Origin of the sequence: Niabella sp., assembly GCF_030150205.1 — a bacterium.
In the GTDB taxonomy this organism is placed as follows: domain Bacteria; phylum Bacteroidota; class Bacteroidia; order Chitinophagales; family Chitinophagaceae; genus Niabella.
Map to the genome: position 1 here is coordinate 74,430 of NZ_JASLGT010000015.1, position 25,560 is coordinate 99,989.

The 25,560-nt window shown below is 47.0% G+C and carries 19 protein-coding genes; 7 read left to right on the plus strand and 12 right to left on the minus strand.

What is annotated here, in order from left to right; translation table 11 throughout:
- Positions 1 to 125: 125 nt before the first annotated feature.
- A complete protein-coding gene (locus tag Q1V85_RS12900; protein WP_300600550.1) occupies positions 126 to 533 on the minus strand; it encodes a hypothetical protein in 408 nt (135 codons plus the stop codon).
- A 287-nt stretch (positions 534 to 820) separates the two neighbouring features.
- Between Q1V85_RS12900 and Q1V85_RS12905 the strand changes: the two genes are divergently transcribed.
- The 4 genes from Q1V85_RS12905 (at position 821) to Q1V85_RS12920 (ending at position 7,402) form a co-directional block, all read left to right on the plus strand.
- Positions 821 to 4,804 carry an ATP-binding protein gene (locus Q1V85_RS12905; RefSeq protein WP_300600552.1) on the plus strand — a complete coding sequence of 1,328 codons (3,984 nt, stop codon included), beginning with the start codon at positions 821 to 823 and terminating at the stop codon, positions 4,802 to 4,804.
- Positions 4,805 to 4,910: 106 nt separating this feature from the next.
- Positions 4,911 to 5,435, plus strand: a complete 525-nt coding sequence (locus tag Q1V85_RS12910) for a hypothetical protein (RefSeq protein WP_300600554.1) — start codon at positions 4,911 to 4,913, stop codon at positions 5,433 to 5,435.
- An 89-nt stretch (positions 5,436 to 5,524) separates the two neighbouring features.
- Positions 5,525 to 6,505, plus strand: coding sequence for a c-type cytochrome (locus tag Q1V85_RS12915; protein ID WP_300600556.1), 981 nt, complete (start codon positions 5,525 to 5,527; stop codon positions 6,503 to 6,505).
- A 45-nt stretch (positions 6,506 to 6,550) separates the two neighbouring features.
- A complete protein-coding gene (locus tag Q1V85_RS12920) occupies positions 6,551 to 7,402 on the plus strand; it encodes a DUF5602 domain-containing protein (RefSeq protein WP_300600558.1) in 852 nt (283 codons plus the stop codon).
- 196 nt (positions 7,403 to 7,598) lie between these two features.
- Here the strand turns inward: Q1V85_RS12920 and Q1V85_RS12925 are convergent, their stop codons facing one another.
- Complete coding sequence (locus tag Q1V85_RS12925; RefSeq protein ID WP_300600559.1) at positions 7,599 to 8,453, minus strand: N-acetylglucosamine kinase; 855 nt, start codon at positions 8,451 to 8,453, stop codon at positions 7,599 to 7,601.
- A gap of 612 nt (positions 8,454 to 9,065) precedes the next feature.
- Here Q1V85_RS12925 and Q1V85_RS12930 point away from each other — a divergent pair.
- The 3 genes from Q1V85_RS12930 to Q1V85_RS12940 all read left to right on the plus strand — a co-directional run bounded on the left by Q1V85_RS12930 (position 9,066) and on the right by Q1V85_RS12940 (position 13,593).
- Positions 9,066 to 11,231 carry a PVC-type heme-binding CxxCH protein gene (locus Q1V85_RS12930; RefSeq protein WP_300600561.1) on the plus strand — a complete coding sequence of 722 codons (2,166 nt, stop codon included), beginning with the start codon at positions 9,066 to 9,068 and terminating at the stop codon, positions 11,229 to 11,231.
- 75 nt (positions 11,232 to 11,306) lie between these two features.
- Positions 11,307 to 13,199, plus strand: a complete 1,893-nt coding sequence (locus tag Q1V85_RS12935) for a hypothetical protein (protein ID WP_300600563.1) — start codon at positions 11,307 to 11,309, stop codon at positions 13,197 to 13,199.
- A gap of 7 nt (positions 13,200 to 13,206) precedes the next feature.
- Positions 13,207 to 13,593 carry a high-potential iron-sulfur protein gene (locus tag Q1V85_RS12940; protein ID WP_300600564.1) on the plus strand — a complete coding sequence of 129 codons (387 nt, stop codon included), beginning with the start codon at positions 13,207 to 13,209 and terminating at the stop codon, positions 13,591 to 13,593.
- A gap of 2 nt (positions 13,594 to 13,595) precedes the next feature.
- Here the strand turns inward: Q1V85_RS12940 and Q1V85_RS12945 are convergent, their stop codons facing one another.
- The 10 genes from Q1V85_RS12945 to Q1V85_RS12990 form a co-directional block, all read right to left on the minus strand.
- Positions 13,596 to 14,975, minus strand: a complete 1,380-nt coding sequence (locus Q1V85_RS12945; RefSeq protein ID WP_366914009.1) for a nucleotide pyrophosphatase/phosphodiesterase family protein — start codon at positions 14,973 to 14,975, stop codon at positions 13,596 to 13,598.
- Positions 14,948 to 16,156, minus strand: coding sequence for a metabolite traffic protein EboE (gene eboE, locus Q1V85_RS12950; protein WP_300600568.1), 1,209 nt, complete (start codon positions 16,154 to 16,156; stop codon positions 14,948 to 14,950). The genes Q1V85_RS12945 and eboE overlap by 28 nt, the downstream gene beginning before the upstream one ends.
- 6 nt (positions 16,157 to 16,162) lie before the next feature.
- The gene (locus Q1V85_RS12955; RefSeq protein WP_300600570.1) at positions 16,163 to 17,317 is read right to left on the minus strand and encodes a 3-dehydroquinate synthase; all 1,155 of its coding nucleotides are present in this window, start codon (positions 17,315 to 17,317) and stop codon (positions 16,163 to 16,165) included.
- An 8-nt stretch (positions 17,318 to 17,325) separates the two neighbouring features.
- Positions 17,326 to 18,213: a UbiA-like protein EboC gene (gene eboC / locus Q1V85_RS12960; RefSeq protein WP_300600572.1), complete on the minus strand. Its 888-nt coding sequence runs from the start codon at positions 18,211 to 18,213 to the stop codon at positions 17,326 to 17,328.
- 11 nt (positions 18,214 to 18,224) lie between these two features.
- Entirely contained in the window at positions 18,225 to 19,205 is a 981-nt protein-coding gene (locus tag Q1V85_RS12965) for a TatD family hydrolase (protein ID WP_300600574.1), read from the minus strand.
- Positions 19,189 to 19,929 carry an EboA domain-containing protein gene (locus Q1V85_RS12970; protein ID WP_300600576.1) on the minus strand — a complete coding sequence of 247 codons (741 nt, stop codon included), beginning with the start codon at positions 19,927 to 19,929 and terminating at the stop codon, positions 19,189 to 19,191. Before Q1V85_RS12970 ends, Q1V85_RS12965 begins: the two co-directional genes overlap by 17 nt.
- A 10-nt stretch (positions 19,930 to 19,939) precedes the next feature.
- Positions 19,940 to 20,308, minus strand: coding sequence for a transmembrane 220 family protein (locus Q1V85_RS12975; RefSeq protein WP_300600578.1), 369 nt, complete (start codon positions 20,306 to 20,308; stop codon positions 19,940 to 19,942).
- 224 nt (positions 20,309 to 20,532) lie between these two features.
- A complete protein-coding gene (locus Q1V85_RS12980) occupies positions 20,533 to 23,592 on the minus strand; it encodes a heparinase II/III family protein (RefSeq protein WP_300600580.1) in 3,060 nt (1,019 codons plus the stop codon).
- A 157-nt stretch (positions 23,593 to 23,749) separates the two neighbouring features.
- Positions 23,750 to 24,556 carry an amidohydrolase family protein gene (locus Q1V85_RS12985; RefSeq protein WP_300600582.1) on the minus strand — a complete coding sequence of 269 codons (807 nt, stop codon included), beginning with the start codon at positions 24,554 to 24,556 and terminating at the stop codon, positions 23,750 to 23,752.
- On the minus strand, positions 24,546 to 25,490 hold the full coding sequence (locus Q1V85_RS12990) for an amidohydrolase family protein (RefSeq protein WP_300600583.1): 945 nt from the start codon (positions 25,488 to 25,490) through the stop codon (positions 24,546 to 24,548). Before Q1V85_RS12990 ends, Q1V85_RS12985 begins: the two co-directional genes overlap by 11 nt.
- Positions 25,491 to 25,560: the final 70 nt, after the last annotated feature.

Here is a 25,560-nt window from a genome sequence, read left to right on the forward strand (position 1 = left end):
CCGGGCAAGGTTACAAGTCTATCATTAGCTGGTTTTAATAAGGACGCATTCACAGATGCAGGCGAGGTCTATGCGTGCGTCCTTTCTTTGGCCAGTGATCAACGGCATCGGAAACGATAAAATGCTTATTGTGTTTTGTTTTTTTCCAGTTGCTGTATCCGTAATTTTATTTCCTTCCGGAACCGGATGCTTTCCTGGTATTGTTTTTTTTGTAAATGCTCAAGGAAATCAACCGTTAAAGCGCCGCCAAATACAGCGATGCCAATTTCGGAAATAACATCCAGTAGCACCTGGTCAATAAATGCGCCCCAGGCTCCTTCAAAAAAGAACTTTAACACCCGTACGGAAATGGTAAGCAACAAGCCCAGTACAAAGAAGAAGGCCAGGAATCTTGAGCTGAACCGTCCTTTGTTAATGAGCTGATCCAATTCGCCCGGGTATTGCCGGTAATATTCGACCATATCATCTGTTATCCGGGGCTTTATACCCCGGAGAGATGCTTCCAGTAATTTGTCTTCGATATTTATTTTCATGGATGTGTTTTAATCATTACCTAAGGGGCGGTTTGGATAAACGGTGCGCTGCAACCCCCGTTTGTCCAGCATCCGTTACATCTTGCTTTTAGGAGCTGTTATGAAGATACGCAAAATATGATGCTTCGGAATAAGGCGCGTTCGCCGGTCATTTAAATTTCGGTGCATTAAACTGCATTGGCTATTGCGGGATTGAATGCCGCAAATTGTAGTATCTTTATTTAAAGGAACAACGAACGCTGCGGATTTGATCTTCGATCTTTATGATCTTCGTAAACGCATAAAGGGTGACAACCAGGACTGCTTATTTATTTAAAGTTACCAGGGGGATACGATTATTCCTTGTAGCGGGTTTATGTGCAATAGTGCCGGCAGCATCCGGACAACAACGGTTATTTACCAATCAGCAGCATTTTGGGGTAGACGACGGGCTTCCGCAAAGTTATATTACGGGTATTGTGCAGGATGAAGACGGTTTTATCTGGCTGGGCACACTGGATGGGTTTTGCCGTTACGACGGCAGGGGATTCCGTACATTCCGGTATAATCCCAAAGACAGCGCCGGTTTGGCCGCGAATACATTGGATGCCCTGGGAAAGCTGGTAAACAATGTTGTTACCATTTATTACAGTCCAACCCAGGCGGATGAATTTGATCTGCGCTCGTTTAAGGTAACGCGGAATCACATCCGTCAGCGGCTGGCCACAATACCGGGTATCCGGTGGCAATCGTACCGGTTTGGTTTTACTACCACCAATTGGTTTTTTACCGTTAACAATCATAAAGGAATGGGCTGGTTAGATGGTGTTACCGGTGCTATTCATTATGCTAGCAAGGCCAATGGGCTGTTACAGCATGATACCATATCCGCCATTACGCAATCAGCGGATGGGAAAATATACGTTGTTAGTGAAAGGGGCGTGCATATAAGTAATACGGCCCGAACAAAATTTGACTGGTTCAGTTTTGATACCCATATAAAGCAGCAGCCACCCAACCCGGACTGGAATATATTTGGAGAAAAATTTTCCATTATCAGTTATCCCGGCAACCGGCTGGCTACGCTGGAGAAGAACGTTCTTACATTGCTGGATGTAAACCACAAAACAAGCCGGGTTATTGAATTGCCAGCCCCGCTGCCCGGTGCTATAAGGGGTGAAAATGGTTTGCAGCTGGACGCGCATGGTACCGTTTATTTTGAATATTACGGACGTATATACCGCCTGAAGGATGATGATTCGCTGGAATTGCTTTGGGAACATACGGGTGCCCCGGCGCGCATCAGTGCATTTTTCATAGACCGGTCGGATGTATTATGGGTGAGTTTAAATGCTCAGGGTGTACTAAAAATAGATCTTCAGGCACTCCATTTTGAATCCTATAAAAATGAAGGCAATTTTATTGAAAACGTTGTGCGGCTGTTGGGAAGCAATGCGTTGTTATTGCCGGGGGAATGGAAAAATCCGGATGCCGGCTATTATTTCCGGCAGGCATGGGATAGCAAGGGGCATCTTTATTCCTGCAATAACTGGTATGAACGGTCGGCCGTTTTCCAGTTTACAAAGCAGGGGTTCCGCCGTTTTGCACATGTACCAGGGCAGAAGATTTTTACAGCTGTTGTGGCAATGCCCGGCGACGCGATCTGGGCCTTTGATCAGTCGGAATCCGTATGGTATACCTGGCGCAACCCCGATGCCGTTCCTGAAAAGCGCCAACCAGACGCAGCGAACTTTAAGGATGTGGAACTTACAGACGCCCGGTATGTTGGAGGCTATATCTGGATGGCTACTGCTTCCAATGGGTTATTTCAGTTTGACGGAGAAAAGGTGGTGGCAAAGTATGCGGGACCATTGGGTAACTACAGGGTGCCCGGCACGCTCACAGAAATTTGTGTGGATCCTGCAGATAAAAATAAATTCTGGATCGGTTCACGTGGCGGAGGGCTGCTGTTGTGGGACGCCCGTAAGGGACTGCAGCGCATTTATACGGTAGACGACGGGCTGCCCAATAACACCATTTATTGCATATTGCCCGATAAAACAGGAAAGCTCTGGTGCAGTACGAATAAGGGCATTTTCAGGCTTGATCCTAAAACCGGTCACCTGATCGCTTTTGAAAAAACGGATGGCCTGCCCGGCAATGAATTTAACCGGGCGCATAAGTTTGTGTTGCCCGATGGGCGATTGTTATTTGGCGGGCTGGACGGATACTGCATCTTTAACCCGGCAGATTTTGAAAAGATAAATAAAGCCGCTTCTGTACCCGTATTGTTAACCGGTTTGCTGGTTAATAATGAACCGCAGGATATCAACTTACCCAAAAGCATCGTCAAACAGTCGCTGAGCACCCTGTCTGTTGTTGATTTGCCATATGATAAAAACTATTTGCGTTTTGAGTTTGCCGCGCTTTTATACAACCAGCCGCAAAAAGTAAAATACCGGTATCAGCTGGAAGGGATTGACCGGAGCTGGATTGAAAACGGTTCTTCCAACAGCGCTTTTTATGCGGCCCTGCCACCGGGTAACTACACGTTCCGGATCAATGCTACTGATGATAATGGTTTGTGGAGCAATGCCGTTACTTCCATAAAAGTGAATATCCGGCCTCCTTTTTGGCGTACCTGGTGGGCCTGGCTTCTGTATGTATGCATTGCACTGGCATTAACACGGTGGTACTTTTTATTTAGAGAGAAAAGATTACGGATACAACAAAACCTGGTGTTTGAAAGAAGAGAGGCGCTTCGTTTGAAAGAGGTGGATGAGTTAAAAGACCGGTTCTTCAGCAATATCACCCATGAGTTCAGAACGCCGCTAACCCTCATCATGACGCCACTTGAAAAGCTAAGGCAGGACCCATCACTTTCTGCAGCGGCTGTTGGCAGCGTAAAAACAGCGCAACGGAATGCAACGCAGCTGCTGCGGCTGGTAAATGAATTTCTCGATTTCGCAAAACTGGATCATGGGCAACTCCGGTTAAAAACGGCGGCGGGCGCAATCGGCATTTTTACTGCAGATTGTGTGCAGGGCTTTGAACCGGCTGCCGGAGAAAAACATATTACACTCCGTTTTGAACTGGAAAATGTAGCCGGTTATTACCTGTTTGATGAAGAGAAATGGGAGAAGATCGTTACCAACCTTGTTGGCAATGCGCTCAAATTTACCCCGGAAAAGGGGATCGTTGTGGTAACGCTTTCAGCTGTAACGGAAAGTGAACTGCAATTAACCGTATATGATAATGGCCCGGGTATACCGGAAGATCAGCAGCAATATGTGTTTACCCGGTTTTACCAGGTAGATGATTCCTCTGTACGCAGTTATGGCGGTACGGGTATCGGTTTGTCATTGGTAAAAGAGCTAACGGTATTAATGGGCGGCAGCGTTGCACTGGAAAGCCGGTCGGGAGCATACACCCGTTTTGTGGTTACGGTTCCTGTAAAAAAAGTGGTACAGGAACATGCGCTGTCATTGACCGAAACCACCGGCCTTCCGGAACAAGTAACGCATGTCCTGCCGGCAGATGCACCCTTGCTGCTGGTTGCGGAAGATAACGATGAATTGCGCTCGTTTTTGGTGACGACGCTCTGCCGCAATTACCGGGTGCAGGAGGCTGCAGACGGACTAAAAGCCTGGGAGCTGATAGTACAGGAGTTACCGGACCTGGTGATTAGCGATGTAATGATGCCGGGGCTGGATGGGTTTGATTTGTGCCGCCGATGTAAAACGGATAGCCGTACAGCACATATCGGATTTATTTTATTAACCTCCAAAGCGGCGCATGAGGCCCGGTTAAAAGGGCTGGATGCCGGCGCGGATGATTATCTGACCAAACCTTTCAGCTTATCCGAACTGGAGTTGCGGACGGCCAATCTGTACCGGCTGCAGCAACGGCAGCGGGAGTGGTTGCAGGCACAGGTTGCGCACCTGGCCCCGGCCGATCCGGTGCCCGAAATTACCGACCCCTTCCTGGTAAAGCTATATGCAGAAATGGATGCGAAGCTGGATGATGCCGTATTGGGCGTTGACTATTTATGTAAGGTGATGGCGATGAGCCGCAGTACCCTCAATCGTAAATTAAAGTCGGTACTCAATATTTCGGCCAACGATCTCATCCGGCAATACCGGCTGCAGAAGGCCTCCGGTCTTATAGCCTCCGGTTCGGATATTGCGGCAGCTGCTTACCAAACGGGGTTTAGCAGTCCTTCTTATTTCAGCCAGTGTTTCAGGGAACAGTACGGATTATCGCCAACAGATTGGGTTTCAACGCTCCATTGACCCAAAATTGATAGCTTTTGAACCAATTCTTATAGCCCTCCGGCAGCGCCGAGGGCTATTTTTATGCATGTAAAACAGTTGTTCATAATAATTTAAACGAATTAAAATGAAACCGTATGCCCAAACCGTAGCTGCTACTTTATTCTTTATGCTGGGTACTTCGATCCTGTCTTTTGGACAAAATATGTATGCCGGAAATACCATAAAAATAGTTCATGGTACCACTGCGGCTGCCAAACAGGAGGATAGTACCGAAAGCTTTACGGCGTCCAGTTCCGCCATGACTGCTCATTTTTTGACCTTATTTCCCAATGCCACCGGGCAGCGATGGATTGAAAGGGAAGCGCACCGGTTCGTCTATTTTTTAGACAGGGGCCGGAAGGGGACTGCTTGTTTTTCTCCGGAAGGTGCACTGAGTTATGCCTTTATCGAATGCCGGATGGAAGATCTGCCAAAAGATTTCAGCAAACAACTCCGGAAACAATATAAGACCTGTCAATTGGTACGGGCAACGGAAATAACGGCGCACGGACAAACAGCGTACCAGGCAATTGTGGAAAATGCTTCCGGGTTTGTTACACTGAAACATACCCCGGATGGAGTAGAGGAAATACAAACGGTAAAGAAATAGCGGCAGCGCTGTGAATGATACCGGGGCAGCGGCGTTATCCGTTTGCTCCGGGGAACCGGACTGACTGGAATATAAAACCGAAATAAAAAATGAGAAAGCTCTTCAAAGTACTGCTTATTTTATTGCTGGTGGTTGCTGCCGGTATTGCAATGGTTATGGTGTATGTAAAAAATGTGCTGCCCAATGTTGGGGCTGCTCCTGACATTAAGATCGCCCTTACAAAAGAACGGGTAGAAAGAGGCCGATACCTGGCCAACCATGTAATGGTGTGTATGGATTGTCATAGCCAGCGGGACTGGACGGTATATGGCGGGCCCGTTAAAGATGGCTCCTTTGGCGGCGGCGGCGAACGGTTTGGTAAAGAAATGTTGTTCCCGGGTACCATTTATTCGGCCAATATTACACCCTACGCACTTGGCAGCTGGACCGACGGAGAAATTTTCAGAGCCATTACTACAGGGCAAAACAAAAAGGGCAAGGCCTTATTTCCGCTGATGGGATATTTGAGCTACGGTAAAATGGACCAGGAAGATATCTACAGCGTTATTGCGTACCTGCGTACCCTGCAGCCCATTGCGAACGATGTGCCCGAAAGATCGCTTGACTTTCCTTTGAATTTTATCGTCAATACCATTCCCGCAAAGGCCTCTTTATCGCCGAAACCTGCAAGAACGGATGAAGTGGCATATGGAAAATACCTGGTAGCCATGGCTAAATGCTCCGACTGTCATAGCCGCATAGATAAGCAGGGCAACCCGGTTGAAGGGTCGGAGTTTGGCGGGGGACGTTCCTTTCATTTTCCTAACGGAATGGTGGTGACGGCTCCTAATATTACTGCGGATGATGAAACCGGCATCGGCAGCTGGACGAGCGATCTTTTTGTACAAAAGTTTAAACGCTTTTCCGATTCCTCCTATCATCCGCAAAAACTGGGAGCTAATGACTTTAATACGCCCATGCCCTGGCTGATGTTCACGGGTATGGATAGCTCCGATCTCCGGGCCATTTTTAGCTATTTAAGAACCGTAAAAAAGATAAACAATAAAATAATCCGGTTCGCAAAAGAGTAGTGAACGATAACCAGGGAAATAAACTTAACACATAAAAAAAAGGTTATGAGAAAATTGCTTTTAACAACAATGGGGGCCGGTCTTTTGCTAAGTTCCTGCGTTAAAGATGCCAGGCAACTAAACGATGCCGGAGTTTCGGCCGATGCGGCTGCAGGTCTTATGCAGCGTGCCGCAAAAGAAAATGGAAAACCCGGCAACAAGATCTATAAAGGACCAGAGGTGTCCTTTAAAAAGGGAAAGGTCACAACCTTGTACGAAGTAGATCAAATGGAACGCCCGGTGGGTTTGGCGATTCGTATTGATCATGCAGCCTGGGGCAGCCTGAACATGCCTGCTCCCGGAAATAGCAATAATGAGCCTCCTAATACGGTGGTCCTCAGGTTTCATCCCAAAGTGGATGCGCAGATCTTTAATCATGCTGAGCTGGACTGGAATCCCCATGGTCATGAACCGGCCGGTGTATACGATAAGCCGCATTTTGACTTTCATTTTTATAATATGAGTGTGGCCTACATAGATGCCATTCCTTCCTATGAAGCGGATCCCTCAAAGTTTGATAACTGGCCGGCTCCCGATTACCTGCCTGAACATTATATAAACCCTGGTGGCGGAGTACCAAAAATGGGCTGTCATTGGGTAGACGTTACGTCTGCGGAGTTTACGCCACAGGGTTTTGGACAAACATTTATTTTTGGTACGTATGATGGCAAGGTTACTTTTTGGGAACCGATGATTACTAAAGCATTTATTGAGGCAAACCCTAGCTTTCAGCGCTCCATCCCACAGCCTGAGAAGTTTGCGGTAAGCGGGTATTACCCCACCTCCCTGCGATTGGAGACGACCGGCGAAGGGTACTTAATCATACTTGAAGATTTTGTATACAGGGACGCGAGTTAGCGTACGGACCGTTCCGGTCTCCGGGCTGTTTCCAGCTATTTACAAACCGTAAAAAGAATAGGCAACAACCTAAACCGTTTTGTGAAACAATAAACATGTCCCACCCAGATAACCCGCAACGGTCGCATCACAATTCATTAATTGAGATACGACCGTTCCTTTAAATTACGGTTGCCCCGGGTCTGAATGTTTTTATTCAAAGATGATTGGGCCGGTGATACCGGGTAAGTCCCTCAATGGCAGAAGGGAAGATATTGCCAACCCGGATTCCGTACCGGGTGGCCACGGCTGCAAAAATATCTTTCAGATAGTAGGCTACAGACCCTACAGTATTGATGGAATAACGCTGATAGTCCGGATAGCGGGTAATGATCTTTTTAAAGAAATCATCAAAGTTGCCGGTGGCCAGCTCCCGGCAATAGGGATCCTGGATATGATCGCCGGCAAACGCCGCAAACCGGGCACAATACTGGTTGGGTGTTTTTGAAGTGTATACTTCGTGGATCAGTTGCTCTGGTGTTAGTGCGTACCGGTCTTCAAAGTGGGTTTTCAGCGCCTCCGGCATATCGCCCCTGATATAGCCGGCAATGATCATCTTTCCAAGATAGGAGCCGCTTCCTTCATCGCCCAACAGGAACCCGCCGGATTCAATATTATGGGTGATAACCGACCCATCATACATCCCGCTATTGCTACCCGTTCCCAGTATTGCAGCAAAGCCTGCTTCCTGTTGCAGGAGGGCCCGTGCGGCTGCCAGCAAATCGGTTTCCAGCGCAATTTCGGCATTGTGAAACACGGCTGCGATCCCTTGTTCCAATACCGCATCGGCTTCTTTTGAGTACCCGGAGCCGGCGCTGTAAAAACAGATCTCTTTTATATGACGGCTGTGCCGGGCCAGGGTATCCGGCAGTGCTTTTTGCAGGGATGCCGCGATGTACCCGGCATCTACAAAGAAGGGGTGGTAACCTTCCGTTTCAAAGTTATAAACAGATTGGTCATTGATGAAACTCCAGGAGGTCCTTGTGGCCCCGCCGTCTGCAATCAGGATCATTATGGCGTGTATTTTAAGATGAAATTGATTAAAAAAACGAATGCTATTCCGGTTTTCTATTTGTGTTGCTGATGTATATGTTAAAGAAATAATCGATCCCTGTCATGCCTTTTGGGGAATAAACGGCGTTTTGCTGGTTGAAAAATGCACTGGTTGCGCCCGGCATATTTCTTAAATGCAGGATTTATTACTACCTGTTTAAAAACCGCAAAATTTATTTTCAGACGATTGCTTGTTGCACTTTGATTAAATTATTGATATTTAATTAATTGTTATTGTTTTTGTTGATATTTTTCTGATGACAGGATATTATTTAATCGGTTTGTTTGCGTAAAATAAAATAAAAATCCGCAAAAAGTCCGCAAAATAATTGTTTTTTCTACCTTTTGCAGCTATATTGCGTATCATTTTAGTAAAGGGCTAAAATACTGCAAGATAGAATGATTGCCAATATCACCGCTGAAATCCTGTTCTTATACTTATGCCGCCGTTGAACCTGTACAGCAGCGTTGGTTCTCAAAACGGCAGATGGTGCAAAAGTGGAAAGAAGAGGAGCTTCGCTGATCATAGCCCATGCTCTTGTTTAAAAAATTATACTCAATCTAATGATTTATGAAAAGAAAGCTTAGTTTATTATCAGTTGTATGCGCACTTTGTTTGCCTGCATTTTTCTCCTGTAAGGATCAGGGTGGAAAGCAGGGACAAAAGCCGCTTTACGCTGAACCGCTGACTGCAGAAGAGGCATTGAAGAAATTTGAACTGGATCCCAATTTTGAGGTGCAGGTATTTGCGGCGGAACCTTATATCACGGATCCGGTAGACCTGGCTTTTGACGAAAACGGGGTGGCGTATGCTGTGGGTATGCCCGATTATCCTTTTCCGCCCAAACCGGGAGAAGAAAAAGGTAATATAAGAGTACTGCTGGACCTGAATAAAGACGGGCGAATTGATTCTTCCGTTGTATTTGCAGATAAGCTTTCGGAAGCTACCAGTATATTGCCCTGGAATGGGGGGTTGATTGTAACGGCAGCGCCGGATATCCTGTTTTTGAAAGATACCAATAATGATTATAGAGCGGATATAAAAGAAGTATTGTATACCGGTTTTTACAAGGCAAATTCTGAGGCACAGATCACCAGCCTGCGCTATTCGGTTGACAACTGGATCTATGCGAACAACCGCGGACAGGCCGGAGAAGTAAGTGCTCCGGAAGAGCCGAATGTATCGCCGATCAATATGCAGGGGGCAGATTTCAGGTTCCGGCTGGATCAGAAAAAGTTTGAGCAGGAAACAGGGCCGGGGCAGTTTGGTCAAACCATTAATGACTGGGGCCACCGTTTCTTTACCGAAAATTCCATCCATATCCAGGAGTCGGTGATCCCCTGGAGATATACACACCGCATTGAGTATTTAAAAAATCCAAGGGCGATCATTAATATCTCCGATCACGATCCCATCATGTATCAACGAACCGAAACGCCCTACTGGCGCCAGGCCCGTACCGATGCCCGCAATGCAAACTTTAAAAAGCAGGGATCAAAACAGATCGAATATGCCCGCGACCATTTTACCGGTTCTTCCGGCGGAACGGTGTATGATGCCGATGCGTTTCCCAAAGAATTTTATGGCAATGTATTTACCGGGGATGTTGCCGGAAGCCTGGTGCACCGGGATGTATTGAACCTGGATATGCAGAGCCCGGTATATACCGCCAAACGGGCCGCTGGTGAAAAAGATAAGGAGTTTATGGCCACGACTGATTCCTGGTTCAGACCTGTGGGCTTTACCGTAGGACCAGACGGATATTTATATGTGATTGACTATTACCGGCAGCATATCGAAACGCCGATGTCTATTCCCGACAGTCTTAAAAAGGATATGGACTTTATGCGGGGCAGCGATATGGGAAGGATCTACCGGATTGTTCCCAAGGGTAAAAAAGCGGTTACGGACTATGCTAAGTTATCAGCAATGACGGCTGCACAGTTGTTGCCGTACCTGGGTAATGGTAACCAGTGGTACCGGTTGCAGGCCCAGCGGTTGCTGATCGCCAAACAGGATAAAACGGTAGTGGATACCTTAAAACAGCTGGTAAAAACAACAGCGAATCCTTTGGAACGGTTACATGCGATCTACACCCTGGATGGATTAAATGCATTGGACGCAGCTTCGGTTAAAACCGCGTTGGCAGATGCCACCCCGGGTGTACGGGAGCATGGCCTGGTATTGGCAGAGCGCTACCCGGAGCTGGCTGCGGAAATTGGAAAGATGGCCCTGAATGACCCTTCTACAAGGGTTTCCTTACAGGCAACGCTGAGTATCGGCAACTCGAAGAACAAGCAGCTTGTGAAGGATGTATTGTTGCAGGTTGCTGAAAAATATGCGGGTAATAATACCTGGTATAAAACGGCCATATTGAGCAGTCCCGAGGGCAGTGCTACCGGGTTCTTTAAATCGCTGATCGATCGTAAGACATTCTTTAATGAATATGTTTCGAATAAAGGGGCGTTCGTAGAAGATTATGCAAGCATTATTGCCGCGCGTAATAACCCAACGGAAGTAACGGCGCTTTTGAAACAGATGGATGTGGCGCCATTGAACAGCAATCCGGAATGGAAATACGCTATTATAAAAGGACTGGGTAAAGTATACAGTACCGGGAAGATAAAGATAAGCCCGGCCACCCTGGCGGAGGTTGAAAAACTGAAGGCCGGTCCTGTAAAAGATATTGCGGATACGGTTGCCAAATATGTGAAGATAAAGGAGGAGAAGAAATAAGCGGTACCGGTTTGTTGAACCGGCTAAAAACAGGTGCTGTCATGCTGGGTAAATATTGATCTTAATTCATTAAACATGTGCCGATATCTCCGGTTTGTTTGTTTGCTTTTTATGGGTCTTGCGGGCGGTAATAGCGGCCTTGCGCAACACCTGGGAAATGGTTTTTATGACTATGGTGTGGCATGCCCGGAAAGCAGCGATAGGGGTGTGGTAGCCACCACCGGGGCGGAAGGTAAAAATGTGGTACTGGCCTGGCTGTTTGATCACCGGGGGGGCTATGGATTATTATCCATTGACGCACATTCGGGAGCTACACGCCAGGTTGATCTTCCCTTTTCTCCGGGTGATGCGCCTTATGCATCCATCTTGTCTTCCGGTAATAAATTCTATGGCTATTTCAATCATAATTTTGCTGAATTCGACCCGGTAAAAAATGAATTCACTTTTTCCCAGAAAGCCTTTGATCTTACGGCTATGTCATTTACAGAGGATGATAATGGGGTTATATGGGCGGCTAGCTATCCCAATTGCGGACTGGTTTCTTATGATCCCAAAACCCGTCAACTGGTCGATTATGGTTTTATAAACAAAGAGGCCTGGATGCAATATCCGCGCGCTATTGCTGCAGATGCAAACGGATGGGTATATGTTGGTGTTGGATCTACCGAAACACAGATCATTGCGGTTAACGCCAAAACAAAGGAGACAAGAAAGCTGCTGCAGGGAGATCAGCGATTGAAGGGCTGGCCTGTGCTGTACAGGGCCTTGGATGGTAAAGTATATGGAACGGCGTCAACTGAAGAGGCCGGGAAACGCATACAGCTTTTTAACGGCGCTGCAACCTTTACCGGGGAGGCATTTAAAGTGATCAACGAAAAGCCGTCGATCACCGGCTCCCAGTCCTTGTTTCATAAAAAGTTTCCGGATGGGTCGCAGATTCAGCGCATCGATTTCCGGCTTCATGAACTGGTCATTCAATCTCCTGCAGGAGAAAAGAACCTGCATTTTACGTATACCAGCGAAGGCAGTTTGGTAATGGGCGTAGATGTAACATCCGCCGGAAAGCTGATTGGCGGCACCACCTTTCCTATGCGGTTCTTTGAATTTGATCCTGGTACCAATAAATTTAAAAATTATAATGCCTACGGGCAGTTCAATGCTTCTGTAGCATTTAAAAATTATGTGTACTTTGCGGCCTATCCTTATGGCGCACTGTTAAGATACAATGCAGCTCAGGCCGTAAGCACCGAACCTAAAGCTGCAAACCCTATCGTACTGGGCCAGGATAAACAGCATGTACACCGTCCACACCGGGTATTGGTGATGGATGCGCTGGGCAAAGTGTTATTAACCGGCACGCCCGAATACGGATACACCGGGGGCGGAATGCTGATTTATAATTATAAGGGTGGCCTTATACAAACCCTTAGCGACAGTGCGCTGATCCCGGATCAGTCTGCCATGAGCATGACGGCCCTGGATAATACCCGGGTGCTTTGCGGTACGACCACCGCGCCGGGTACCGGTGGTTTAAAAAAAGCAACAGAAGCCACCCTGTATCTTTTTGATGCAAAAAATCTGAAGCCCGTCTGGCGGGAAAATGCCATACCGGGTACGCAATCCTATAGCGATCTGTATAACGATGGAAATTATATTTTTGGGATTGCAGATAGTAAACTTTTTTTTGTTTTTGATCCTGTTAAGCGGAGTGTTATTTATAAGGAAACCATACCGGAGGCCCTGGGCCCGGTGGTAACCGTGCAGTCTCCGCGGGTATTTGTAAAAAATCCTTCCACCAGTGATTGTTACCTGATTTGCAGGAATGGGATTTTAAAAGTGAACCGGTCGTCTTATAAGCTGGAAACCGTTGCGCTGTCTCCGGTGATGATTGAAGCAGGAGGGGCTTTTTACAGGAACAAAATATATTTTATAAGTGACTCTCATTTGTGTAGTTATCAGTTAAATTAAAAGTCGTATGCAAGACAGGCGTAAATTTTTGAAGGGAATATTTTTTTCGGCAACCAGCGCTACCGTCGGAGCTGTATGGTTACAGGGATGTGGCGGCAATGAGCCTGCAAAAGAAAAAACTGCGGCAGCGGAAAAAACCGATAAACCGGCCGCTGCTCCCGAAGCGCAGGGCCCTGCGATCATTGATAGTTCTCAAATGACACAGGAAGATTTTGATAAAAGAAAAAATCTGGGCTATGTAGAAAAATCACCGATGGAAGAGAACCGGTGTGAGAACTGCGCGCTTTACCTGAAACCGGAAGGCGAGAACAAAAAATACGGTGGTTGCCAGTTATTGCGGGGGCCTATATCGCCCGATGGTTATTGTCCCTACTGGGCGGCAAAGCAGGGCTGATTCTAAGGGAACAGGTGCTGCCAGATGATATCATAAACATCCGTGGGCAATACCTGCGGCTTTGCCGGATCGCTTTTGGTAATGAGCAGGGGCTTGTATTGGTCGGCAATGAACGGGCTCCCATGCGAGCCTTTGACCAGCGATGCATCCAGCGGAATCACATCCATTACATAGCGCATCCCCAGTTTCTTTTTAAGCAGTTTGTAGGCTGCTCTTAATTTTGAGGTCATAAATAGCTCGGCAGGGTCATAACCGGGCTTTTTATGGATATCTACACAGCGCGCATAATCCGGGGCTATTTTGTCATCGTTCCAGAAATAATACGTAAACCAGCGATCATCGGCTGCTATTAATACCAGGTCGCCGGAACGTTCATGATGAATATGACTGTTAACCTGACCTGCCTTATCCAATACACCGGCGATCCCGTCGGTGTTTTCAAACAGGGCTTTTATTTCAGGGATCAGCTGCTTGTCTTCAATATAAATATGGGCGATTTGATGATCCGCTACGGCGAAGGCCTTTGAAGCACCGGCATCCAGTAATTCCAGTCCCCGTTCTTCTCTTATGGCTATATAACCCTTGTTACGGAGGATCCGGTTTACATGAATGGGGTTGGCAACCGGTGCAATACCATATTCAGAAAGTAAAATGAGCTGGGCATTTTGTTCCTGGTAATACTGCACCAGCTGTTGTACTACCTGGTCCATTTGGAGGCATTCATCTTTTATGGATGCCGCATCGGGCCCGAATTTTTGCAGACAATAATCTAAATGCGGCAAATAAATAAGGGTTAAGGTGGGGTGGTATAACCGGTCGGTTTTTATGGATGCATGTGCGATCCACTGCGAGGATTTAATACTGGCGCCCGGCCCCCAGAATTGAAACAGCGGGAATGGTCCCAGCTCCTGTTGCAGCGTATCTCTTAATGATGCAGGATGGGTGTAGCAGTCTGGCATTTTCCTTCCGTCTGCGAGATAGTTGGGGCGCGGTGTGGCGCTGTAATCAACAGATGAGTACATGTTGTACCACCAAAACATATTGCTGGCCGTAAAGGAGGCATCGGCCTCTTTTGCAGCTTCCCATATTTTTTTGGATTGCACCAGGTGGTTCGATTGCTTCCAGAACTTTATTTCACTGTCTCTGTGGTCGTACCATCCATTGCCGACAATGCCGGTTTCCGACGGCCATTTCCCGGTGAGGTAGGTCGATTGCACAGCGGTAGTTACGGCTGGCAGCATCGGCTCTATCGTATTCAGCTGGTGCTGTGCGGCATAATGGTTAACAAATGGCATTAAATGGAGGATCGATTTTGATAACCCCACGATATTTATGACAACCGTTTTTTGCATGATTATTTGTTCAGTTGTTGAATCACCCATTTCATTTCCCGGGAAACAGATCCTACAATGTCTTTTTTCAGGTTGGGGGGTAAAACCTCCCAGGTATAGGTTTCAATTTCCAGGTGTTGTGTAAGGGGAGCTTCTTTGTGAAGCTGTAAAACCGTTACGATATCTTCCTGCGTAGTCGATAACGGGCGTATGTTTTTTGTAAAGATGGGCACATGATAATGAATGCGCCATTCTTTGGCCGGAGCTGTTTGAACGCTTTTCAGTGCTTCCGGAAGGTCGGGATATACGGTATATACATCACGATCCCGGCTGATAACCTGGTGCAGGTATGTTGGTTCCAGGAAGTTTGTAACGGCTTTGATGAGCAATTGGTTGTTTTCGTCTTTTTGACTAAATCGTGCCTTTAACGCGGCACTGATTTGTATCTTTCCGATCCTGATCCGTAATTGTTGCAGCTGTTTGATTTGAAAAGCATGATCTTCATAATTAACCGCTGCATGACATACATCATAGCATAGCCGGATATGTTTTCTTAAAAGGCTGACTGCCTTCGAAGTGGAGACTCCCAGTTTTTGACTGAGCAAACCGGCCCCTGTTTGCAGTAATACCTGCTGATACCAATGAATAAACGACGGCGTATCGGTTAATATGCCATCGGGTTCGGGCTCAATGGCAATAAAAATGGTTTTCCCGGATTCTTTTTCCAGCAGTATTAAATGTTCAACGACTGAAACCAGGTTGGTTGTGGATTTATTAATGGCAACGGTGGTTGCTGCTTCATTTTTATGCCAGTGACGGTAGCTTAAGGGAGATGTGGATATGCTTCCCTCCATCTTGTCGGGCAATAAGGCTGCTAATATTCCGGCGAGCTGTTTGGTATAAGCAACACGTTTTGCAGTGGTCCAGTCGGGCGTATGTACCTGGTCTTTTACAATGGTTTTGTGAAAGCCGCCATAAGGAAACCCGTTCATGGTAAACAGGTAGGCTTCCTGTTCGCCCAGCCAGTTTTTAAATGCGTGTAATTCTTTTTTCTTCGAAAGTGTCCGGGCTGCAATGGCCGATAGTCTTAAGCCGATGCCCATCGAGGCACGGGGACTGCATTTTTTTTTAATTTCAGGAAAATATTGCTGCAGCTGGTAAAAATGGTCGGTCCATGTTTCTCCCGGGTGAATATTGCTGCAATAGGTAAGATGCCCGTAATTAGTTTTCATGATCGTTTAAACAAGCGAAGTGGGTTGGGAAATGGTGATTAATCTTTTGGCGGCATCCTGCATTACCTGTTCGTTGATCGTGGTTGCATTGCGGGCATTACCGATAGCGGTTAACAACGGGATGGTTAACACTCCTCCCAAATGCTCCCTGAATTCCTGCAAGCCCTGTAGCAATGCTTCCGTATGATGCAGCAGGGGATGGGCAACGGGCAGGTTCAGCGCGGATAACAGATCCAGTATGCGGTTGAGTTCGTCCATACTTAAATATCCCATCATATTGGCATACGTGCAATCCAGTGCTATACCGATGGCAACCGCCTCTCCGTGTAATAATTTATAATCAGACATCCGCTCCAGCTTATGGGCGCTCCAATGTCCGAAATCCAGCGGCCGCGACGATCCTGTTTCAAACGGATCGCCGTTTGCAATATGTTGTAAATGCAGCCGGGCGCATGCTATAATGGTTTCCTGCATCGCCTCCTCGTTTCTTTCGCGCAGGGCGGGGGCTAATTGCTCAATCCGCTCAAAGAATCCTGCATCTTTAATCAATGCTACTTTTATTGCTTCTGAGACCCCGGATATCCAGGTTCTTTGTGAAAGTGTTTTTAAAAATGCGCTGTCGTTGATCACCGCAACCGGCGTTGCAAAAGTGCCTAAAAAGTTTTTCTTGCCGTAGGCATTAATGCCGTTTTTTACACCGATGGCAGCATCATTTTGTCCTAACGTAGTTGTGGGGATGCGGATCAGCCGGATGCCCCGATGAGCCACGGTTGCAGCAAACCCGGTTACATCACAAACGGCACCGCCTCCGATGGCGACCACAAAAGAATGCCGGTCGATATTGAACTGATGAATGGCATTGAGTATGACCTGGTAGGCCGTATCATTTTCCTTGGCTTTTTCCCCGCCCGGGATCACTAAAAAATGCGCGGTGCAATTGCCCGGTGTATTTTTATGCAGGTAACTGGTGATCGCTGTCTGCAGCTGCGGATGCCGGATGCCTACGTTACTGTCTATGACAAACAACAGGGAGGGAGCGAAGCTGCTGTTGGAATGCTTTTGCAGGATATCTCCGAATGTGGCGTTCTGTACATTAAAAACATCGGTGATAAAATGGATATTGTAATGATAGCTTATCGTAAATCGTTGTTCAATAATCATGACTAAAGTTATGTAACCGCAAAATATTTTCCTAATAAGATCGAAAGCGGCAGCAGGCAAAGAATGATGCTGCAAATAAAGAACTGATGATGAATGGCCGCCCAGGTGGCATCTAAAAACAGGATGCTCAGTACGCCTGCTTTTACGGCACGGATGATGTTTTTAGACTGGGGATCTTGCCATGCCTTATACAGGGGCCACATAATACTGGTGAAAAACGGCAATAGCAGCCAAAGTCCTGCATATACTTTTGTGTAATTGCTAATGATGCACAAAATGATCAATACGAGCAGGTATAACATAAAAGCAACCGCCAGGTTTTTCCTTTTACCGCCGTGCACCTCGTCCCGGCTGATAGTGGTTACTGCAAAAATATAAATCACCGGTACCAGCCCCAGGTAAAAATAGGGTGTTGGCAGGCCGGGAATCAGTGAAATGCCCAACAGTAAGTTGAATCCCCTGCAAATCCCCATATTTAATGGGCCGGCAATGGCATGCTGTTTACTTTTATAATCATAAAGCAACGCCGATAAGGCAATGGCGCCGGCGATCAGAAAGGCGGTAGTATGGACCATAGCGCTGCAGACCAACGCGATGATAAATAAAACCGTTCCGAATATCGATGCCGCTTTTTTAGAAATAATACCGCTGGGGATCATCCGTTCGGGGCGTTCAATGCGATCTGTTTCGGCGTCGAAAAGATCATTAAATACAATGCCTCCTGCGTAAAGTGCAGCTGTTGTAATAAGCAGTAATGTTGTTTGAAGATAAAAATTGCCCGGTACGGCGTTGTTGCTGTAAAACAGGGCAATACTAATACCCGCCAGCACATCTGCCATTGCAGTAATCACATTGGCGGGTCTGCACAGGGTTATATAATAAAACAGCCGGTTCACCTTATTGCTTGTTATTGAATGATGATGGAGCTTTTGTCGATACGGGGTTGCTGACCGCCCCGTAAAATAGAATTGTTCTCAAATTTTTCCGACTGGTTGATGGCCATGCCATTAATAAAATCATTTGGATCTATTTGTCCGCTTTGGCCAAATGCCGCAATGGCATTACTATAGGTAACGGCCTTAATGGTTGCTGCATCGATGCCTCTTTTTTTCATGAGCATGGCCGTTTTGGGAACCGCCAGCGGATCACTGATCCCCCAGTCTGCAGCAGAATTGATCATGATGCGTTCGGAGCCGTATCGTTTTACGATTTCTACCATCCGCTCATTTCCCATTTTTGTAAACGGGTAAATGGTGAAGGCGGCCCAAAAGCCGCGGTTGAGCACTTCTTCCACGGTTTCTTCATTGTTATGATCAATGATGACCATCGATGGATCCAGCTGGTGCTCCAGCGCAATATCCATACTTCGCTGTGTGCCGCTCTTTTTGTCGCGATGGGGCGTGTGTACCTGTACCGGTAATGCGGCTTCTTTGGCCAGCTCCAGTTGTAAGCGGTAGTACTTTTCTTCCAGCGCTGTTTGATCATCAAAACCGATTTCGCCAATGCCCACAACGCCTTCTTTGTAGATGAAATTGGGCAACAATGCCATCACCGCTTCTGCCAGAGCCTCATTGTTGGCTTCGCGGGAGTTGAGCCCGATGGTGCAATAATGCTTAATGCCAAACTGGCCCGATCGAAAACGCTCCCATCCAAGCAGTGAGCTGTAATAGTCGTTAAAAGTGCCCACATGGGTGCGTGGCTGACCCAGCCAGAAAGAAGGCTCAATCAGCGCAATGATTCCACTGTCGGCCATTGCCTGGTAATCATCTGTTGTACGGGAGGTCATATGCACATGCGGATCAAAAAAATACATATCTTTTATCAGTTCCATATCCACTGCATCGGGAAGTTCCGTGCGCTTTTCGGTTTCATTATTTCCGCAACACATATCCGTTTGTTTGTTGTAAGAATTTTGATTTTAAAATTTCTGTTTCTTCCTGGAAATGGGTCGCGGTCAACGCCCATATCCCGGTATCGATATCCCTTCCGGCAGCCAGCCGTTCTTCTGCGTAATCTAACAGCGAAGCGGCGAGCGCCTTATTTTTTCTTTTTTGCAGCCCATAGATTAAAGCGAGGTCTTTGCCGGTGAAAACGGCTTTTAATACCATTTGATTCCAGGCCGCTTCCGGCAGTTGTTCGGCAGGATAGCTGTTCTCCTGCATAATGGCTTCTAATACGGTACCCATATTGCTCCGGATACCTTCTGCACAACGTGCTGTCCATGCTTCCGGATATGCATAAAAGGGTAGGGATTTGTATAAAAGGGTCAGTTCACCCAGGTCTGCCTGGAGGAACAGGGCCTCTACCAGCCGGATGTATTCCTGTTGGCTGTATGCTTCCAGTTGTAATAACTGGTATAGCCGGGCCATATCCAGCACGGTCCAGTTGTTCCAGTTGGTTTGGGGAAAGTTCCCGGTTATATAAATAAACTGCTCGGGACCGCTATTGGGTTTGTTTTTGCAGAATTTGCGGCCGGCCAACGAAAAGTTCCGGTTTATATTTTCCGGCGTGATGCTTTGGGTGAGCAGCCAGCTGAAATTTTCAGGGCTGCTGTCCTTTTGCAGGAACTCAGACAGCATGGTCCGTAATAAAGCAATATTAAAAGCAAACATCAGGATCCGGTTAACGTGTTACAAAATAGTTTACGAGCACTACTGCCACCACAATTAACAAACCAAAAAATTCTCTCGCTTTTTCGATATACGGTTTGGTCGCTTGCATCGATTCTACCAGGCTGGGAGCATTGTATTTTTGAATCCAGTCTTTGACACCATCTTTTGCAAAGAAGATGCTGACCGCATAACCAAAACAAAGCAGGGCTATTGCCAGGTATATCAGCGGGAAAAAATGATTGAATACCGCCAGCCCGCAAAGTGCTGCGGGAATTCCGTAAATACTAACCCATAACCAGGCGTCATTGTCGTTTAAATTTACCCAGGCAAAACCGATAAAAGCAATGCAGGAAAGAATATTAAAAATCAGTAAAAACATCGTTATAGAATTACGTATACAAGATAAGGTTTGACGGTGCAGTTTCCAAAAGAACGGCCCTTTATTTTAAGGGTGGTTTCTATTGCCGTTTAACGGATTCTGCGCTGGTTTGTTATTGAACCGGTTGTGCGATATATAGAAGATTTTTTTATTTTTTATAGCCCCATCGATTATAGCACATAAATTGGAAACTCAAGGAATTGTAAGACGGTATTGGCTTTTTGTTACTTCTTTGTATTCCAGGAAGCATGGGTTGCAATCTTAAACGCCGCTCCTTCTTCAAAATCGTAGCTGTATTTCTGTGTACGTTCCCGGTCGCTGCCATTTTTTTCGCTGTTCCCGCTTTTTATGCTGCTTACAAAGGTTCCGGGGCCACAAAATATCCGGGTTGATGCGCCTTCTTTTTTAATGTCGAGGATCTGGTAACTGGCGTCCCGTTTGCCTGTTGTTTCCATCATAATTTGCTCGCCAATCACCGTTTTATCAATCGGTTTTTTGGAATCGACCAATATCCATGTTGCCCCGCCGGCCCCCTTGTACATTTTTACAACCCGGCCTTCAATGGCCCCTGCAGATGTAAGGGCTGTTTGCTTGTAGTTAAGAGATGTGCCGTTTACCAGGATAGCCTTTGTTGTGCGCTTGTTTTTTTCTTGTATATAACCGATGGTACCGCTCATCGTAATGCCGTTAGACAGCTGCACCTTGTTTTCTGAAATTGGATTGTATACCAGGTAATCGATGGTGCCGTTTAGCTTTTCTACACGGATGGAGATCGTTTCATCATTTCCGGTATCCAGGCGCTGCACGGATTTGATAAAGGGCTGATTGCGGTAGGGCTCAATAACGGAAACAAAATTACTGGTCAAATCGGTTCCTGCCCGGTGCATCAGCAGGTAGCGGAGCGTTTTCGGGTTCCCCGGTTTGTTTTGCGGAGGATCGCCATCAGCCAGCGCTACATCGTCTGCTGTTGTCATCGCGTGTACCCGGATATGAACATGGTCTTTGTCTGTAATGCCCCGGTATCCTGGCTGCGCTTTCCAATCTGCTATGAAGCGGGCGGGCGGGCGGCTGTCTTTGGCTACATTGTACAAAAACGAATATCCATTGGGAAAGCCCGCGGCCCTGGTGCCTTTGGCGATATTTTCGCCGGCATAGGTTCCTTTTTCCTGGTGCTGCAGCTGAAGCCCTTCTGTGCCAACGGTTCCGGAAGGCCCGTGAAAGCTAAAGACATGGTCATGACCTCCTTTTACCCTGAAGATGTCCACCACATAAGCATTACTATCCGTAGTCCCGTTGCCGGAACCGCCAACGAGGAGCATGGTACGGCTGTATTCCTTCAAGTTGGGATAGGCGGCTTTTCCATCCAGTTCCATTACACCAAAGCCGTTTAATTGTTTAAACAGGCGGGTATGTCCGCTCCAGACGCCATTTTGCGGTCGCTGATCTACGAATACCAGGTTGTGCGAAATGGTGCTCCTGGTCCATTCTGTAACGCTTGGGATATTGGTAGCAAATTCGGGATAGCCCTGATCCGGTGCCAGCCAATGTCCAAATGCAAACAGATCAAAATTAAGCATGTCGCTATGGGCGTGGTGGATGGTACGTCCATAGTTATTGGCCAGGGCAATACCGGATGCACCGTTGCCTGATTCCAGTACCGCCAGTCCGAACCCGCTCATAAGATAGCCTCCAATGGGCCGGGGGCCGGCTGCTGCTCCTAATTTTTGTATTTCCTTATTGATGGCTTCCGGATCTTCTGAAAAAATATCCAGTCCCAGCCCTTTTGCAGAATAACCATTGGCGCGGTAGGCCGCAATGGCAATTTCCGGATCCCGGGTGTACAGGTAACCCTCGGCCATAAATTGCGGACTGGCTGTAGACATGCTTACAAGGCCGGTTGATCCGGCATCCCCGATGTTGGGAATGGCCTTGCCTAATACCCCCATGCGATAAGCAACGGTATACGCCTTTTTGAACTGCGGAAAATCCCGGAGAATATTGTGGTTTGTATACCTGGGGTAGGATAGCAGCAGCGCCGCCAGCGGTGAAATATGTCCGCCCCAGATCACTGCGTATCCCGGTGCGCCCTCATCAGAAGTGCCGTCTCTGTCGAAGCGGTTGATCATTAATTCGGGAATGGCTCCGCCATCGGGTGCAAATAGCCAGTCCAGCCACTGTGTGGTAAACGGATCTGTATTCAACGCCAGTGCGCATAAGGCTACCGTATGTTGATACATCCCCTGGTTGCCGCGGATGCGCTGGTCAAGTACCGCCTGGAAGGTGGTTTTCAGAATGCCTTCATCTACATGCGCAACAAACTGCTCCCGTGTACCTTTGGGGTTCGGCAACCGGTATTGCGCTCCCTGGCGCTTCAGAAATGCGTATAGGGCCGGATCATTTTGAGTGCCGCTTAAAATTTTATCATAAGCATCTGCAAATGCCTGTACGATGCCCGTTTCCCATATCGATCCTTCTATTTTGCCAAGGCCGGTTGAACCATCGGAATGATACCAGCCCCTCCGGGCATAAGGATTCCAATCCATGGAAGGGTATACATCGGCGATCCGGTCCAGCAAAATGGCTGCTTTATGGGCATAACGCTGATCCCCGGTATAAAGAAAGGCATTGGCCAGCACTGTTAAGCCGTTGGTGATGTAACGCCAGTATTTCCAGGTATAATAGCCGATGTATTTATAGGCCCGGCCATTGTGAACGTAACCGAACCCATTATCGACTCCAAATTTATGCAGGGGATCTTTGGGATCCGGGTGACCGGTGTTAAACAGCAAACTGGTATCCCCCTTTGCCGGATCAAACAGCCCGTGCTCATCCAGTGCAGTTTGATAGTATTTACCAAAATTATTGGTGGGAAAAACAGATCCGCAGGCCGGGCAGGTTAATTTCCAGGGCTTTTTTTCAAAATCCGGCTCGTAAGGATAGTTCCCGTATTGAAGAATTTTATCACCGCAAACAATGCACCCAACAAATTTAGGACCGGAGGCAAATTTATCATACCCTACATCGATGGTCCTTGGCAACTCCTGACCGGGAACCATGGCCCACAATATTTCATCCGTTTTGGCCAGCCAGGGCTTCGCTTTTTCAACGGCCACCGTTAATTGTTGCCTTGCCCAATCATATTTGCGGCAATTGTTCCTGAGATTATTGATGCGCGCTTCTGAATACTGGCCCCCAAAAATACGGGTGGCATATGCCTCTGGCGTAAACGCAGTTAGTGCAGCGGTGATCAACAGCAGCTTTAATAGAAGTATTATTTTTGCCATTATACATTTTTTAGTATTGCCGGTGAATGAAGGGTACCGTACCTGTAATGCAGCATCATCCGGAATCATATGGTCCCGCTTGCAGGTTCTAAGTGCTCTGTGATGAGGAACCATGGAAGGATGTTTACCTGGTTCGGCGAGTGGTAAAACAAGCCCTTTATAATCCCAGAAATTTCTTTGCATTACCGGATCTCAACATTTCTTTTACGGTTGCATCCGCTTCCTGCGCTCTTAATGATTCTATCCGCAGCATTCCCGTAAGGTAATCCAGTATGGGCGCATGCGTTCCAAAGGCAAACCGTTCAGTACCCTGGGTTTTTAAAAGCGTTCCCAGATCATTGATCGTTCTTCCGGAGGTGTCCATCAGCACCTGTGCTTTTTTGAATAAAGCGGCGTCTGCCGCGTCCAGCTGCATGCTATTGGTTACATTCAGGATCATATATTTTGCATCGGGAACCGCTTTAATGATGGGAAAAATGTTTTTTAAGGCCCATTCTGGTTTGGGCGTGTAGGCCACATAGTCGATATCCATCCAGGAACGCTGGCGGCTGTCGACCATTTTATAATTGAAGGCCACCGGAAGATCCATATCCCGTGCTCTTTTTACCAGGTCGATAAGGCCCGGGTCGGTAATTTCGTAATCATGATATTTCGGATAGACCCGGATCCCTTTCATGCCAAATTTTTTAACGCACTCGTCCAGGTCATACTGCCATCCGGCATAGATTGGATTGATAACGGCAAATGGAATGAAGCGTTTGCGGTTTGCACCCAGCGATTTGAGCTCATTGTATAATTCCCGGTTGGCTGATTGTGTGTTTTTATAAAAAATGCCATTCAGATTGCTGATTACAGAAATATCTACTCCAAATTTATTCATCCGTTCTGCAAGTGCCGCACAATTGTTGTACTGCAGTTGCATAAAGGGCCAGTGCCCTGTATATGCATTAATATCAATGAACACCTCTTCCTCCTTTTTTTAAAAGATTATTGTAATTGTCGAAGAAAATTTTCTGCTTTTGCCGGTCGGTGAGGTTTGCGGACAGGATCCTTCCCACACCCTGGTAATAAGAGTTGTCGGATGCAAAAAACAACCGGTCTTCGCCCAGGTGTTCTACCGCAAAATCAATCATGTTTTCGGCATTATTGCTTCCGGAAGTGTCTACATAGATATTGGGATACTCCCTGAACAGTTTACATTCATACTCCCAGTCGCCACCCATACCAATATGCGCATACTGGAAGATTCCTTCGGGATAACGCCGGGCTATATCTACAAAATCTTCGGGTATGGATGTGTTTGGTTGTTTATAGCCGTTGTATTTCATCCGGTAACCGCCTACGCCCAGCTGGCATTCTGCATGGGAATGGATGATCATCTTAAGATCGATCAGCTTTTCGATGACCGGGTAGTACTTTGGATCATTGATCTTTACCTGGTAGTAGAGCTCTCCGGGGCCGATCATTCCGGCGTCGGTACATCTTTTTATTTCTTCCAGCGATTCTTTTGGGTATACCGGGTTTAATACAAATCCGCCCAGCAGTTGATCCGGATATTTTTTAATGGCTTTGATGGTAAGATCATTGAATTTCCGGAATTGTTCCGGCGTGCCCGGCATTACATCGAGGTATCGCGAAATGACCTGTTTTTCAATTCCCAGCCGCCTTCCGTAATCGAGCTGTGTTTCGGGGCTATCGTCTGTCCAGTATATATGGGCATGCACATCTATTTTCCGGTATTTCATTACGTCCTTCATCAGGTCGTATGGCTGAGGCCCGGATGAAGATGTTTGCGTTGCCTGCTGCGGTTCCTGTACTGCTTTTCCCGCTAACGGGCTGCTCATCAGCATACCGGCCATGCCAGCCGCCCCCCGGGTAACAAAATTTCTTCGGTTCATGTTCATGAGTTATAATTCGTATAAAGTTGTTTCAGCGTTTACTGAAATAAAGTATGCCTCGGTTTCTTCC